Source organism: Curtobacterium sp. NPDC098951 (genome assembly GCF_044759965.1).
Lineage (GTDB): Bacteria > Actinomycetota > Actinomycetes > Actinomycetales > Microbacteriaceae > Curtobacterium.
This window is the reverse complement of sequence record NZ_JBIWAG010000003.1, coordinates 472,289-486,514: the sequence shown is the minus strand read 5'-3', so window position 1 is coordinate 486,514 and position 14,226 is coordinate 472,289. Positions and strand designations below refer to the sequence as shown.

Genomic DNA, 14,226 nt, shown 5'->3' with positions numbered 1-14,226 from the left:
GGGCTAGCTCCTCGGCGGGGCCTCGGCCGCAGCGGCCGCAAGCTCTCCGCTGCGGTAGAACGAGAACGCCTTGGCGACCTTCTCCGGCGCACCGGCGACGACGATGGTGTCGCCGGGGAACACGACGAAGTCCGACGACGGGGCCGGGTTCGCGCTGTCACCGCGGACGACCGCCACGACCGTCAGGCCGATGAAGCCCGAGTCGTGCAGGTCGCCGAGGGGCTTGCCGGCGATCGCGTCGTCGTAGTCGACCGAGAACCAGTCGATGCTGAGGCCGGGGATCTCGTCGAGCTTGTCGAGTCCCTCGGTGATGCGCGTGCCGCCGAGGAGTTCGGCGAGCGTGTGCGCCTCGTCCTCGCTGAGGCGCAGCGACACCTTCTCCGACTTGTCGGCGCCGTCCGAGACGTCGGCGAAGGAGATGAGGTCGGAGTGACCCGACCGGTGCGTGATGACACCACACTTGCCACCGTCGTCGGTGTAGAAGCTGTGCAGCACGCCGACTCCGGGGAGTTTGACGCGATGGACGTCGACCATGATGGCTCCCTTTTCGAGTACCCCGATGATAACCACCGAGGGGGTCCGGCCATTCCGTTCCGCTACAGTCCGGTGGACGACGAGATCCGGGGGGACTGCTGTGGACGACGAACGGACCAGGCGCACGGTGGCGGGCACGGGTGTCGCGGTGGTGGCACTCTACGCCGCACTGCTCGCCGTCGAGGCGCTCGTGCTCGACCCGCTGGCCGCGGTGCCGGGCACCTCGCTCGGCACGATCCACGCGGAACTCGGCCGGCAGGGGTTCTCGGTCGGCACCGACGTCGCGGCCGTCGTCGGGATCGCCCTCGTCGGTGTCGGCCTGGCGGTCGGGCTCGCCACGTCGCTCATGGTGACCCGCGCCCGCACCCACGTCATCGCCGCGGTCCTGCTCGGCGTGGTCGCGCTCGGCGGCCCGATGACCTGGTGGAGCGGCTTCTGGCTCGGCATGGACGTCGCGGACGCCTACGGCGTCGACGGTGGCGCGCACACCGTCTGGGCCGGTGTCCTCCTGGTCAGCAGTGCGATCGCGCTGGCCGCGATCCCGTTCGTCCTCGTGATCGGGCAGGCGGTCAGCGTCCGCCGGACCGCCCGCGGGTCGCGCGCCGCCTGACTGCGCCGACCCGCGCCTCCAGGCCGTCGACAGCCAGGAGGCGCGGGGCGCGTCGTCGACGCGGGTCGCGTCCTACTCGGGCTCGCTCGTCTTCTCGCCGACCACCTGCTCGTCGGACGCCTTCGCGCCCTCCGCACCGCTCGAGCGGCCGCCGCCGACCACCACGTCGTCCTCGTCGAACCCGAAGGCGATGTCCGGCGCCTCGAGCCGCACGCGGTCCGCCGACTCGTCGTCGGGCTGCAGCTGCGACTCGCGTTCCGCCGCGACGCGCTTGAGGTAGTTCGACACCTCGTGCTCGGTGGTCTCCTGGTCCCAGCCGAGCACGTCTGCCATGAGCTTCGCCGCGACCGGGGCCGCCGACTCGCCGCGGTCCCATGCCTCGATCGAGATGCGGGTGCGACGGGCGAGGACGTCCTCGAGGTGCAGCGCGCCCTCGTGCGAGGCCGCGTAGACGACCTCGGCCCCGATGTAGTCGTCCGCACCCGGGAGCGGCTCGGCGAGCGACGGGTCCTGCTTCACGAGCCGGAGCACCTCGGTCGCGAGCGTGCCGTACCGGTTCAGCAGGTGCTCGATCCGGACCTTGTGCACGCCGAAGCTCCGCGCGGTGCGGCCGCGGCGGTTCCAGGCGGCCGGGTAGCCCTCGGCGCCGAGCAGCGGGATGTCCTCGGTCGTCGAGCCGGGGATCTTGCCGTCCATCGCGGCGACGGCCTCGTCGATGGCGTCCTTGCCCATCACGCGGTAGGTGGTCCACTTGCCGCCGGCGACGACCACGAGCCCGGGCACGGTGTGCGCGACGACGTGCTCGCGGCTGAGCTTCGACGTCTGGTCGGACTCCCCGGCGAGCAGCGGCCGGAGTCCGGCGTACACGCCCTCGACGTCCTCGCGGGTGAGCGGGACCGCCAGGACCTTGTTCACGTGCTCGAGGATGTAGTCGATGTCCGCCGCGGTCGCCGCCGGGTGGGCCTTGTCGAGGTACCAGTCGGTGTCGGTCGTCCCGACCAGCCAGTGCCGACCCCACGGGATCACGAACAGCACGCTCTTCTCGGTGCGGAGGATCATGCCCATGTTCGACTGGAAGCGATCGCGCGGGATGACCAGGTGGACGCCCTTCGAGGCGCGCACCTTGAACTGACCGCGCGTGCCGATCATCGCCTGGGTGTCGTCGGTCCAGACGCCCGTCGCGTTGACGACCTGCTTCGCGCGGATCTCGAACTTCTCGCCGGTCTGGATGTCGTGCGCCTCGGCACCGACCACGCGCTCCCCGACCTTGATGAAGCCCTCGATCCGGATGCGGCTCGCGGCGTGGGCGCCGTACGACGCCGCCGTGCGCACGAGCGAGGCCACGTACCGGGCGTCGTCGACCTGGGCGTCGTAGTAGGTCATGCCGCCCACGAAGGCGTCCTTCTTGAGCGACGGCATCGAGCGGAGCACCTGCGTGCGGCTGAGGTGCCGGTGGTGCGGGACCCCGGGCGGTCGGCCGCCGGACCAGCTGAAGGCGTCGTACATCGCCATGCCGATCCCGATGTAGAAGCGCTCCCACACGCGGTGGTTCAGCGGGTAGAGGAAGCGGACGGGCTTCACGAGGTGCGGGGCGATGCGTTGCAGCAGGAGTCCGCGCTCGATGAGGGCCTCGCGGACGAGCCCGAAGTTGAGCTGCTCGAGGTACCGGATGCCGCCGTGCACGAGCTTCGACGAGCGGCTCGAGGTGCCCGATCCCCAGTCGCGGGCCTCGACGATGCCGACGCTCAGGCCCCGCGTCACGGCGTCGAGCGCGCTGCCCGCACCGACGATGCCGCCGCCGACCACCAGGACGTCGAGCTCCCGGGTCTTCATCGCCTCGATCGCGGCGGTGCGTTCGTCGGGACCGAGCTTCGTGGACGGGTCGAACCCCACCCCCGGTGCCGCGTTCTCGGCGCGGGCCGGCCGGGTCGCGCTGGACGTACTCGTGCTGGTCTTGGCCATCGTCGCCTCCGTGTCACGGTGACGCCGAGGCGTCACCCGCGCCGGAGTGCGGGTGCCACCGTCAGTTCCGGTGGTACGGCGCCACGACCACTTCTACTCGCTGGAACTCCTTGACGTCGGAGTATCCCGTCGTGGCCATCGACCGACGCAGCGCGCCGACGATGTTCGCACGGCCGTCCCAGGTCGGGGTCGGGCCGTTCAGGACGTTCTCGAGCGGGGCGATCGTGCCCACCTCGACCCGGCGGCCGCGCGGCAACTCCGGGTGGTGCGCCTCGGCACCCCAGTGGAAGCCGCCACCGGGTGCCTCGGTCGCGCGGGCGAGCGCGGTGCCGAGCATGACGGCGTCGGCGCCCATCGCGATCGCCTTGACGACGTCGCCCGCGGTGTCGAGCCCGCCGTCGGCGATGACGTGCACGTAGCGGCCGCCGGACTCGTCCATGTAGTCGCGGCGAGCGCCGGCGATGTCGGCGACGGCGGTGGCCATCGGGGCGTGGATGCCGAGCGCGGCCCGGGTGGTCGAGGCAGCGCCGCCGCCGAAGCCGACGAGCACACCCGCGGCACCGGTGCGCATGAGGTGCAGCGCCGCCGTGTAGGTCGAGGCACCGCCCACGATGACCGGGACGTCGAGCTCGTAGATGAACTTCTTTAGGTTGAGCGGCTCGGTGTTCTGCGAGACGTGCTCGGCCGAGACGGTCGTGCCGCGGATGACGAACAGGTCGACACCGGCGTCCACGACGGTCTGCGAGAACTCCTGCGTGCGCTGCGGGCTGAGCGACCCGGCGACGGGCACCCCGGCGGCGCGGATCTCGGCCAGGCGCGCGGTGATCAGCTCGGCCTTGACCGGCTCGGAGTAGATCTCCTGCATGCGCTTGGTGACGTTGCCGTCGGTGAGCGCCTTGATCTCGTCGTAGTAGGGCGTCGGGTCCTCGTAGCGGGTCCAGAGCCCTTCGAGGTCGAGGACGCCGAGCATGCCGAGCCGGCCCATCTGGATGACGGTCGCCGGCGAGGCGACGGAGTCCATCGGGGCCGAGAGGATCGGCGACTCGAACGTGAACGCGTCGATCGACCACTGCACGCTCACGTCACGCGGGTCACGCGTGCGCCGCGAGGGGACCACCGCGATGTCGTCGAACGCGTACGCCCGACGTCCGCGCTTGCCAGCACCGATCTCGACTTCACTCACCCGGCAAGCCTACCGGTCGTGTCCCCCGGGTGACACGGACACCCGCGGGCGCCGGTCAGCGTGTCCGGCGGGCGCGGCGCTTCCGCAGCACCCGCAGCACGAGGCCGAGCAGGAGCGCCAACACCACGAGCACACCGAGCAACGCGGCCGCTGCCTTCACGAGCAGCGCCGCCCCGACGAAGAGCACGGCGAAGACCAGCCACACGAGGGCGTCGAGCACGAGGGGGCCGGGGGTCCGCACGCGTCCGAGGGTAGCGACCCGACTGGGGTGGGTCGCGCCTCCTGGTCGATGGCGTGCCGAACCGGTGACACGAGCCGCGAGAGGCGAGCCGCGCGCCGCGCGCCGATCCCGGTGAGGAGCGGGGCCGTGCGGCGCTGAGCGTCCACGCACGACCCCACTCGGTGCGGGTACCGCCCCCACAGCGGCACCCACGGTCGACACCGCTCGCTCAGCGCGCGGAGTCGACGTCCTTGGCGAGCGTCCCCAGGTACAGCTCGATGACCTTCGGGTCGTCGGCGAGCTCCTTCCCGGTGCCCGAGTACGCGTTCCTCCCCTGGTCGAGCACGTACCCACGATCGCAGATCTGCAGACAGCGTCGCGCGTTCTGCTCCACCATGACGATCGACACACCGGCCTTGTTGATCCGGCGTGTGCGGATGAACGTCTCGTCCTGGCGCACCGGCGACAGTCCGGCGGACGGCTCGTCGAGGAGCAGGACCTTCGGGTCCATCATGAGCGCCCGGGCCATCGCGACCGACTGCCGTTCGCCGCCGGACAGGGATCCGGCGCGCTGGCCCTTCCGCTGTCCGAGGACGGGGAACAGGTCGTAGATGACCTCGAGCCGCTCGGCGAACTTGCGGGGCCGGAGGTACAGGCCCATCTGCAGGTTCTCCTCGATCGAGAGCGAGGGGAAGACGTTGTTCGTCTGCGGGACGAAGCCGACGCCGGCCTGCACGAGCTTGTTCGCCTTGAGGTTGGTGATGTCCTCGCCCTGCAGGGTCACCGAGCCCTCGCGGATGGACACCAGGCCGAACAGGGCCTTGAGGAGCGTCGACTTGCCCGCGCCGTTCGGCCCGATGATGCCGATGAGCTCGCCCGGGTAGCAGTCGAGGTCGCAGCCGTTCAGGATGTTCACCCCGGGCAGGTACCCGGCGACGAGGTTCTTCGCGCTGAGCACCGGCTCGCGGTTAAGGGTGGCCGTGCCGGCCACGGGCGCCGGGGCGGCGTCCGGACTGGAGGCGCTGCTCGCGTTCGTCGGCTCGCTTGCGTCGGTCATCGGGTCGCCTCCTGCTCGTCTTCTTCCGCTACTTCCTCGGCGAGCTCCTCGTAGGTCTCCTCGTTCAGGAGCGAGTCGTCACCGAGGTCGGTGTCGTGGTGCGCACCGAGGTACGCGTCGATGACCGCACGGTCGTCCATCACCGTGTCGGCCGGACCCTCGGCGACGACCTTGCCCTCGGCCATCACGACGACCCAGTCCGAGATGTGCCGGACCATGTGCATGTCGTGCTCGACGAACAGCACGGTCATGCCGTCGTCGCGCAGGGACTGGATGTGCCCGAGCAGCGACTGCGTCAGTGCCGGGTTCACGCCGGCCATCGGCTCGTCGAGCATGATCATCGTCGGGTCGGACATGAGTGCCCGGGCCATCTCCAGGAGCTTCCGCTGCCCACCGGAGAGCGAGCCGGCGTAGTCGTCCGCCTTGGTGTCGAGCTTGAACCGGACGAGGAGGTCCTCGGCCTTCGCCGTGATCTCGCGCTCCCGCTTCCGCCAGAGCGCCGGGACGAGTCCGACGAAGAAGTTCTCGCCGGGCTGGTCGCGGGCACCGAGGAGCATGTTCTGCATCACGGTGAGGCGGCTGAGCGCCTTCGTGAGCTGGAACGTGCGGACCATGCCCTTGTTCGCGATGTGGGTCGCGCTGGTCTTCTGCATCGTGTCGCCGTTGAAGCGGGTCGTCGCACCCGGGCTCGGCTTGTCGAACCCGGTCAGCAGGTTGAAGAACGTCGTCTTGCCGGCGCCGTTCGGACCGATGAGGGCGGTGATCGAGCCGCGCTGGACCTCGAGGTGGTCGACGTCGACCGCGGTCATCCCGCCGAAGCGACGGGTGACGTCGTCGACGACCAGGATCGGGTCGTCCTTGGGGTGGGCGTAGGTCTCAGACACTGAACGTCAACTCCTTCTTGTTGCCCAGCAGGCCCTGTGGACGGAACACGATGAGGAGCATGAGCGCGACGCCGACGAGCACGTAGGAGAACTGCTCGGCCTGCTGCGCGTTCATGATCGAGTTCGGGATGAAGTCACCGGCGAGGGTGCGGATCGCGAGCCGGACGACGAAGAACAGCACCGCGCCGAGGACCGGTCCGAACACCGTCGCCGCGCCGCCGAGGATGAGTGCCGTCCAGATGAAGAACGTCATCGAACGGCCCATCGCGTCGGGCTGCACCGAGCTCGGCAGGACGTAGATGATGCCGGCCAGGGCTCCGAGCGCACCGCCGAAGACGAGCGCCTGCATCTTGTACGAGTAGACGTTCTTGCCGAGGGAGCGGACGGCGTCCTCGTCCTCGCGGATGGCCTTCACGACACGGCCCCAGGGGCTGCGCATGAGCAGGAACAGCACGAGGGTGAAGAGGGCGACGAGGCCCCACGCCGCGATGCGGATCCACCAGCCGTTGACGCCGTTGTTCGAGTACGTGAACCACAGGATGGAGGTGGTGCCGTCCGGGAGCGGGCTGAGGGCGTTGAACGGGTCGCGGTAGCTCGACCCGGTGATGCCGTTCGAGCCGCCGGTCGTCGTCGTGAGCAGGCTCGAGCGTCCCACCATGCGGATGATCTCGGCACCGGAGATCGTGACGATCGCGAGGTAGTCGCCCCGCAGCCGCAGGGTCGGGATGCCGAGGATGATCGCGAAGACGATCGCGACGAGCAGGGCGACGAGGACCGCCATCACGAACGGCAGCCCGTTGGTGATCGAGATCGCGAAGCCGTACGCGCCGAGCAGCAGGAACGCCGCCTGGCCCATGTTGACCAGGCCGGTGAGTCCGAAGTGGACGTTGAGGCCGATCGCGGCGAGCGCGAACGCCGCCGTGGTCGGGGCGAGGGCCTCCTGCGTGAGCGAGGAGAGCAGGGAGAGGATGTAGTCCATTGCGGCGCTCCTTAGCCGATCCGCTCGGCGCGACCGAAGATGCCCTGCGGCCGGAACAGCAGGATGAGGATGAGGATCACGAGGGCGGTGGCGTACTTGAAGTCACCCGGCAGCACGAGGTTCGTGAGCTCCACGACGACGCCGATGATCATCGAGCCGACGAGTGCGCCGTAGGCGGTGCCGAGGCCACCGAGCGTGACCGAGGCGAACATGAGCAGCAGCAGCTGCAGGCCGGTCTGCCAGTTCACGCCGTTGAGGACGAGCCCGAGCATCACGCCGGACAGCCCCGCGAGGCCGGCTGCGAGCGTCCACACGAACCGGATCACCCGGTCGACGTCGATGCCGGACGCGCTGGCGAGTGCCGGGTTGTCCGACACCGCACGGGTCGCACGTCCGAAGCGCGTCTTCGCGAGGAACAGGCCGGTGGCGACCAGGACCACGAGGGCGATGCCCATCGCGACGTAGGACTGCACCGTGAGCGTGACACCGGCGAACCGGATCGTCTCCGGGTTCCCCTGCTGGATGCGGACCGTCGACGCCCCGAAGAAGTACTGGAACGCGTACTGGGCGGCGATCGACAACCCGATCGTCACGATCATGAGCTGCGTCAGGCTGATGCGCTTGCGCCGCAGCGGCCGCCAGATGCCGGCGTCCTGCAGGTACCCGGTCGCCGCGCACAGCAGCGTGACCACCACCCCCGTCAGCCAGATGTTCCACCCGAGCTGGTTCGCGAACAGGTACGCGAGCAACCCGCCGAGGGTGACCTGCTCACCGTGCGAGAAGCTCGACAGCCCCGTCGTGCCGTAGATGAGCGACAAGCCCACGGACGCCAGCGCGATGAGGAGCCCGAGTCGGATGCCCGACGCGAACTGCTGCCAGGCCCGCTGGGGCGTGACGCTCGTCGCGTCGTCGTTCGTGACGACCCCCTGCTGGTCGGACAGCTGGAAGATCTGGCCGACGTTCGCGTTGAGGCTCGCGGACACGGTGCGCTTCGCGTCGGCCGCGTTCGTCAGGTACTGGCCCTTCGGCAGGGTGTCCTGGTCGACGCTCACCGTGTAGCTGCCCGCCGCGGTGACGCTCACCGACCACCGACCGGTGTCGGACGTCGTCGCGGTCTGCGCGAAGCCGCCCGGCCCGGCGACGTCGACGGCGACGCCCTCGACCGGTTCGCGGTCCGAGTCGGTGATCGTGCCCTGGATGCAGCCGTTCGTCGGGCTGACCGTGCACGGCTGGGTGCTGGCTGGTGCGGTGCTCGCGGAAGCCGACGCGTTCGGGGCCGGGGTGGCGCCGATCGCCGGCAGCGTCACCGCCCAGTCGATCAGGAAGGTCGCCAGGAACGCGAGCACGAGGACGGCCATGATGACCGGTCGCTTTCGTCCCGGGCGGAGGCGGAACCTGCGCAGCGGCGCAGACCCCGGCGGAGTGATGGATCCCACGGAAGAGCCTCTCGTTCGGATGACGAGGACGCTAGGGGGATTGTGTGTCACCCGTGTTTCCATCACGTTCCCTGTGTGATTCGTGCCGGAACTGTGACGTTGTGGAGGAAGTCTCGACGGGGGTTCCGAGGCGGGGCCGCACCGCGCCTCCCGGCCGCCCACGGGTGTCCACGGGGCGGAATGCGGGAGAGCGCGTGCGCGTTACCATGGTCTATCCGGAACCCGCCGCAGCGTTCCCGGTGTCTCGACCACTTCACCTCGCCCACGAAGGGGACCCATGGACCAGCCGGATCCGTTCGGATTCATCGGACTCACGTACGACGACGTCATGCTCCTGCCGGGGTACACCGACGTCATCCCGAGCGAGGCGTCGACCGCGTCCCGGCTCACCAAGCGCATCACGGTCAACGTCCCGCTGCTCTCCGCGGCGATGGACACCGTGACCGAGGCCCGCATGGCGATCGCCATGGCCCGGCAGGGCGGCATCGGCATCCTGCACCGCAACATGTCGATCGCCGACCAGGCGGCCGCCGTCGACAAGGTCAAGCGCAGCGAGTCCGGCATGATCACCAACCCGGTGACCACCAGCCCGGACGCCACCGTCGCCGAGGTGGACGCGCTCTGCGGACAGTTCCGCGTCTCCGGCCTGCCGGTGGTCGAGGGTGACGGCACCCTCGTCGGCATCATCACCAACCGCGACATGCGGTTCGTGGCGCCGTTCGAGCAGCAGTCCACGCTCGTCCGCGACGTCATGACGAAGGCCCCGCTCATCACGGCCCCGGTCGGCATCGACCCGGACGACGCCGTCGCGATCTTCGCCGAGCACAAGATCGAGAAGCTCCCCCTCGTGGACGAGGACGGCAAGCTCCGCGGTCTCATCACGGTCAAGGACTTCGACAAGAGCGAGAAGTACCCGGACGCCACCAAGGACGACGCCGGCCGACTGCGTGTCGGTGCCGCGATCGGCTTCTTCGGCGACGCCTGGGAGCGTGCGACCGCCCTGCGCGAAGCCGGCGTGGACGTCCTCGTCGTCGACACCGCCAACGGCCACAGCGCCGGCGTGCTCGACATGGTCCGCCGCCTCAAGGCCGACCCGGCGTTCGCCGCGGTCGACGTCATCGGTGGGCAGGCCGCCACGCGCGAGGGCGCCCAGGCGCTCATCGACGCGGGCGTCGACGCCGTCAAGGTCGGCGTCGGACCGGGCTCGATCTGCACCACGCGCGTCGTCGCGGGTGTCGGCGTCCCGCAGGTCACCGCCGTGTACGAGGCCTCCCTCGCCGCGCGTGAGGCCGGCGTGCCGGTCATCGCCGACGGCGGGCTGCAGTACTCGGGCGACATCGCCAAGGCCCTCGTGGCCGGCGCGGACACCGTGATGCTCGGCTCACTCCTCGCCGGCACCGACGAGTCCCCCGGTGACCTGGTGTTCGTCAACGGCAAGCAGTTCAAGGCGTACCGCGGGATGGGCTCCCTCGGTGCCCTGCAGACCCGTGGCAAGAAGACCTCGTACTCGAAGGACCGCTACTTCCAGGCCGACGTCCCCTCGGACGACAAGCTCGTGCCCGAGGGCATCGAGGGCCAGGTGCCCTACCGCGGCTCGGTGGCGAACGTCGTCTACCAGCTCGTCGGTGGCCTGCGGCAGTCGATGTTCTACGTCGGTGGCCGCACCGTCCCGGAGCTCAAGGCCCGCGGCAAGTTCGTCCGGATCACCCCGGCCGGGCTCAAGGAGTCCCACCCGCACGACGTGCAGATGGTCGTCGAGGCGCCGAACTACAGCCGCTGAGCCGATCCGCACCCCGAACGCCCCTGCTCCTCGACGGAGCGGGGGCGTTCGTCGTCGGTGGGCAAGCGAGTCGCGGCACGGTCCGCGCGCTCGATGCCCGACGCCGGCGAGCCCCACACGACCGGGGTCGTCCGCTGTCCGCGCTGCGCGGGCCGAGGCGCTCGGCCCCGCAAGGCCACCGCAGCGCCACCGCGCGGCCCCCGGGTTTCCGCGCCCCCCCCGCGTCACGGCTGGGTAACGAAACACTTTGCGTACCGCCCCGTCACACCGCTGAAACACCGTGACCCTACGTTCTCTCACATCCCCAGCGGGACCTGAGGTTCCGCGCAGAGAAAGGGCTCCACGGATGATCAGAACCACCCGTGCCACCACGGCACTGGCAGTGGCAGGAGCGGCGGCGCTCCTCCTCGCCGCCTGTTCCACCACCAGCGGCGGCACCTCGCCGTCCTCTTCCGCGTCGGGCGGCGCGAAGAAGGACCCCGCCGCGAGCTGCAAGGCCCCGGACACCCCCGGCACCGACGCGCTGAAGATCGGGACGATCCTGCCGCTGACCGGTTCGCTCGCCTACCTGAACCCGCCCGCGGAGTCCGGTGTGGGGCTCGCGGTGCAGGACATCAACGCCGCGGGCGGTGTGCTCGACAAGGACGTCACCATCGACCCCGCCACCGACTCCGGTGACAGCAACGACATGACGGTGTCGAGCTCGGCCGCGACGAAGCTCGTGAACGCGAAGGTCCCGGTCGCGATCGGCGCCGAGTCCTCCAGCGTCACGCTCAACGTCATCGACCAGCTCACGAGCAACTGCATCGTGGAGATCTCCCCCGCGAACACCGCGTCGGACCTCTCCGGCTACTCGTCGTACTACTACCGGACCGCTCCGCCGGACTCGGTGCAGGGCTCGGCGCTCGGTCAGCTCGTCACGGGTGACGGCAACGCCAAGGTCGCCTTCCTCGTCTTCAACGACACCTACGGCACCGGTCTCCGGAACACCGTGCAGAAGGCGATCGAGGACTCCGGCGGATCCGTCGTCTACGGCGGCAAGGGCAAGGGCCAGGAGTTCCCGCCCGGCCAGACGACCTTCTCGTCCGAGGTGACCGCGGCGCTCGCCACGAAGCCGGACGCCATCGTCGTCCTGGCGTTCGACGAGACGAAGTCGATCATCCCGGAGCTGAAGTCGCAGGACGCGAACATGTCGAAGATCTACATGTCCGACGGCAACACCGCCGACTACTCGAAGGACTTCGACAAGGGCACGCTGACCGGCGCGCAGGGCACCATCCCCGGCGCCTCGCCCAAGGACGAGTTCAAGGCCCAGCTGTCCGCCTTCTACAAGAAGTCGTCCGGCAAGGACCTCGCCGACTACTCGTACGCGGCCGAGTCCTACGACGCCACCGTCCTCGCGGCCCTCGCCGCGGTGAAGGGCAAGGGCACGGACTCCGGGACCATCCAGGCCAACATGGCCGCGGTGTCCGGAGCCGACGGCGGCACCGAGTGCTCGACGTTCAAGGACTGCGTCGCCCTGCTCGACAAGGGTGAGGACATCCACTACACGGGTCCGTCGGGCATCGGTCCGTTCGACGAGAACAACGACCCGTCGAGCGCCTACATCGGCATCTACAAGTTCGACGGCGACAACAAGCCCGTCTACCAGAGCGCCATCCAGGGCTCGGTCAAGAAGTAGCCGACACCACCAGATCGACAGCGCCCCGCGGCCCGACCGCGGGGCGCTGTCGCGTGCGCCCGGGAGTGGGCCGAGACTCGGCTGCGCGGACGGTTTCGTGGCCGACACCGCGCGAAACAGTCCGCCGGGCCGAGACTCGGCGCACGGCGGGCAGGCGGGCGGGACGGCAGGCGAGGCGGTCGCCGGGCCTCGTGGCTCGGCGTGGGGCGGTGCGGAGCGGGCCGGATCGGCGTACCTGACGGAATCGGGCGTACCTGGTCGGAACTTTCGGGGCAGTACGCCCGAATCGACCAGGTACCTCGGGCTCGCCCGGTCGCAGGTTGCCGGGAGGCGCGGCGCGCCTCCGTCAGACCGGCTCGGCCGCCGTGGGTGCCTGCGCCCGGCGCCGCGATGCGCGACCGGCCGCGAACGAGTCGACCGTGAGCAGGACGAGGGCCAGCCACACGATCCCGAAGCCGAACCACCGCGCACCCGACATCGGCTCGTGCTGCACGACCACGCCGACGAGCAGCTGCATGACCGGCGCGAGGTACTGCGTCAACCCGAGCGTGGACAGGCTCACCCGCCGCGCCGAGGACGCGAACAGCAGGAGCGGCACCGCCGTCGCGGGCCCGGTCAGCACCGTCACCAGGACGTGGAGCCCACCGGCACTCGCGAACGTCACGCCGCCGCCGAGCCCCGTCACGCCGAGCACCACGAGGGCGACCACCGCGATCGGGAGCAGCCACACGGTCTCGATCGTCAGACCGCTCAGCGCGTCCACCGTGCCGCCGACGCGCTTCTTCACGAGGCCGTACAGGCCGAACGAGAACGCGAGCACCAGGGAGATCCACGGCATCTGGCCGTAGCCCACCGCGATGACGACGACGGCCACGATGCTGATGCCGACGGCGGTCCACTGCAGCGGACGCAGGCGTTCGCGGAGCACCACGACCCCGAGGGCGATCGTGACGAGCGGGTTGATGAAGTACCCGAGGGCCGCCTCGACGGTGTGTCCCGTGGTGGTGGCCGCGACGTACACGGTCCAGTTCACCAGGATGAGGACGGCCGCGAGGCCCATCACGAGCATCACCCGACGCTGGGCCATCAGCGTGCGGGTCCGGAGCCACGAGCGGGTGACGGCGATCGCGATCGCGCAGAACACCAGCCCGAAGACGATCCGCCAGGCGACGATCTCGAACGCGCCGGCGGGGGCCATCGCCGCGAAGAGCAGCGGCATGAGTCCCCACAGCCCGTACGCGACGATCGCCTGCACGACGCCGACGGATGCCTCGCTGCGGGCCGGGCGTGCCGGGGACGGTTCACTCACGGAACCATCCTAGGAACCAGCACCGACGGTGCGGGGCCGAGCCGCGCCTCCCGGACCGGTCTGCCCGGCCACCCGACGGACCGCACCCGGGACGCCCACGCCCGGAACGCGAGAACGCCCCGCCGGCCGGAGCCGAACAGGGCGTTCTCGATGCGTGCTGGACTCAGCGCACGATGACCGCGAGGACGTCGCGGGCAGAGAGGACGAGGAGGTCCTCGCCCGAGTACTTGACCTCGGTGCCGCCGTACTTCGAGTAGATGACCTTGTCACCCACGGCGACGTCGAGCGGGACGCGGTTGCCGTTGTCGTCGATACGACCCGGGCCCACGGCGACGACCTCGCCCTCCTGGGGCTTCTCCTTCGCGGTGTCCGGGATGACCAGACCGGAAGCGGTGGTCTGCTCCGCCTCGACCTGGCGGATGACGATGCGATCCTCGAGCGGCTTGATGCTGACGGCCACGGTGACCTCTTCTTTCTCGGTACTGACTCGGTACAGATGGGAACCGTGCTGGCACTACGCGCAGGAGAGTGCCAACGGCCCAACTCTAGGGCGTCGTTGGCACTCGGTCAATCCGAGTGCCAACGTCCTGC

Annotated in this window: 13 protein-coding genes; 3 read left to right on the top strand and 10 right to left on the bottom strand. The window is 70.0% G+C overall.

Going from position 1 to position 14,226, the window contains the following annotated elements; genetic code table 11:
• Window positions 1-3 precede the first annotated feature (3 nt).
• On the bottom strand, window positions 4-534 hold the full coding sequence (locus ACIQUC_RS11365; RefSeq protein ID WP_022906983.1) for a cation:proton antiporter regulatory subunit: 531 nt from the start codon (window positions 532-534) through the stop codon (window positions 4-6).
• A 100-nt stretch (window positions 535-634) separates the two neighbouring features.
• Here ACIQUC_RS11365 and ACIQUC_RS11360 point away from each other — a divergent pair, with 100 nt between their 5' ends.
• Complete coding sequence (locus ACIQUC_RS11360; protein ID WP_402266813.1) at window positions 635-1,144, top strand: hypothetical protein; 510 nt, start codon at window positions 635-637, stop codon at window positions 1,142-1,144.
• 72 nt (window positions 1,145-1,216) lie between these two features.
• Here ACIQUC_RS11360 and ACIQUC_RS11355 read toward each other — a convergent pair whose 3' ends face one another.
• From ACIQUC_RS11355 to ACIQUC_RS11325, 7 genes are all read right to left on the bottom strand, one after another.
• The gene (locus tag ACIQUC_RS11355) at window positions 1,217-3,106 is read right to left on the bottom strand and encodes a glycerol-3-phosphate dehydrogenase/oxidase (protein ID WP_402266810.1); all 1,890 of its coding nucleotides are present in this window, start codon (window positions 3,104-3,106) and stop codon (window positions 1,217-1,219) included.
• 61 nt (window positions 3,107-3,167) lie between these two features.
• Window positions 3,168-4,289 (bottom strand): GuaB3 family IMP dehydrogenase-related protein, encoded by a 1,122-nt coding sequence (locus tag ACIQUC_RS11350; protein WP_022906986.1) that lies wholly within the window; start codon window positions 4,287-4,289, stop codon window positions 3,168-3,170.
• 55 nt (window positions 4,290-4,344) lie between these two features.
• A complete protein-coding gene (locus ACIQUC_RS11345) occupies window positions 4,345-4,530 on the bottom strand; it encodes a hypothetical protein (protein WP_402266807.1) in 186 nt (61 codons plus the stop codon).
• A 208-nt stretch (window positions 4,531-4,738) separates the two neighbouring features.
• The gene (locus tag ACIQUC_RS11340; protein WP_402266804.1) at window positions 4,739-5,566 is read right to left on the bottom strand and encodes an ABC transporter ATP-binding protein; all 828 of its coding nucleotides are present in this window, start codon (window positions 5,564-5,566) and stop codon (window positions 4,739-4,741) included.
• A complete protein-coding gene (locus ACIQUC_RS11335) occupies window positions 5,563-6,450 on the bottom strand; it encodes an ABC transporter ATP-binding protein (RefSeq protein ID WP_402266802.1) in 888 nt (295 codons plus the stop codon). Before ACIQUC_RS11335 ends, ACIQUC_RS11340 begins: the two co-directional genes overlap by 4 nt.
• A complete protein-coding gene (locus ACIQUC_RS11330; RefSeq protein WP_022906990.1) occupies window positions 6,443-7,429 on the bottom strand; it encodes a branched-chain amino acid ABC transporter permease in 987 nt (328 codons plus the stop codon). Before ACIQUC_RS11330 ends, ACIQUC_RS11335 begins: the two co-directional genes overlap by 8 nt.
• An 11-nt stretch (window positions 7,430-7,440) precedes the next feature.
• The gene (locus ACIQUC_RS11325) at window positions 7,441-8,787 is read right to left on the bottom strand and encodes a branched-chain amino acid ABC transporter permease (protein WP_402266799.1); all 1,347 of its coding nucleotides are present in this window, start codon (window positions 8,785-8,787) and stop codon (window positions 7,441-7,443) included.
• Between the two features lie 355 nt (window positions 8,788-9,142).
• On the opposite strand from ACIQUC_RS11325, the gene guaB reads away from it, so the two are divergent.
• On the top strand, window positions 9,143-10,645 hold the full coding sequence (gene guaB / locus ACIQUC_RS11320; protein WP_022906992.1) for an IMP dehydrogenase: 1,503 nt from the start codon (window positions 9,143-9,145) through the stop codon (window positions 10,643-10,645).
• A 346-nt stretch (window positions 10,646-10,991) separates the two neighbouring features.
• Window positions 10,992-12,326: an ABC transporter substrate-binding protein gene (locus tag ACIQUC_RS11315; RefSeq protein ID WP_402266796.1), complete on the top strand. Its 1,335-nt coding sequence runs from the start codon at window positions 10,992-10,994 to the stop codon at window positions 12,324-12,326.
• Window positions 12,327-12,672: 346 nt separating this feature from the next.
• Here ACIQUC_RS11315 and rarD read toward each other — a convergent pair whose 3' ends face one another.
• Both rarD and groES read right to left on the bottom strand, forming a co-directional pair.
• Window positions 12,673-13,635: an EamA family transporter RarD gene (rarD, locus tag ACIQUC_RS11310; protein WP_022906995.1), complete on the bottom strand. Its 963-nt coding sequence runs from the start codon at window positions 13,633-13,635 to the stop codon at window positions 12,673-12,675.
• A 163-nt stretch (window positions 13,636-13,798) separates the two neighbouring features.
• Window positions 13,799-14,095, bottom strand: coding sequence for a co-chaperone GroES (groES, locus tag ACIQUC_RS11305; protein WP_022906996.1), 297 nt, complete (start codon window positions 14,093-14,095; stop codon window positions 13,799-13,801).
• Window positions 14,096-14,226: the final 131 nt, after the last annotated feature.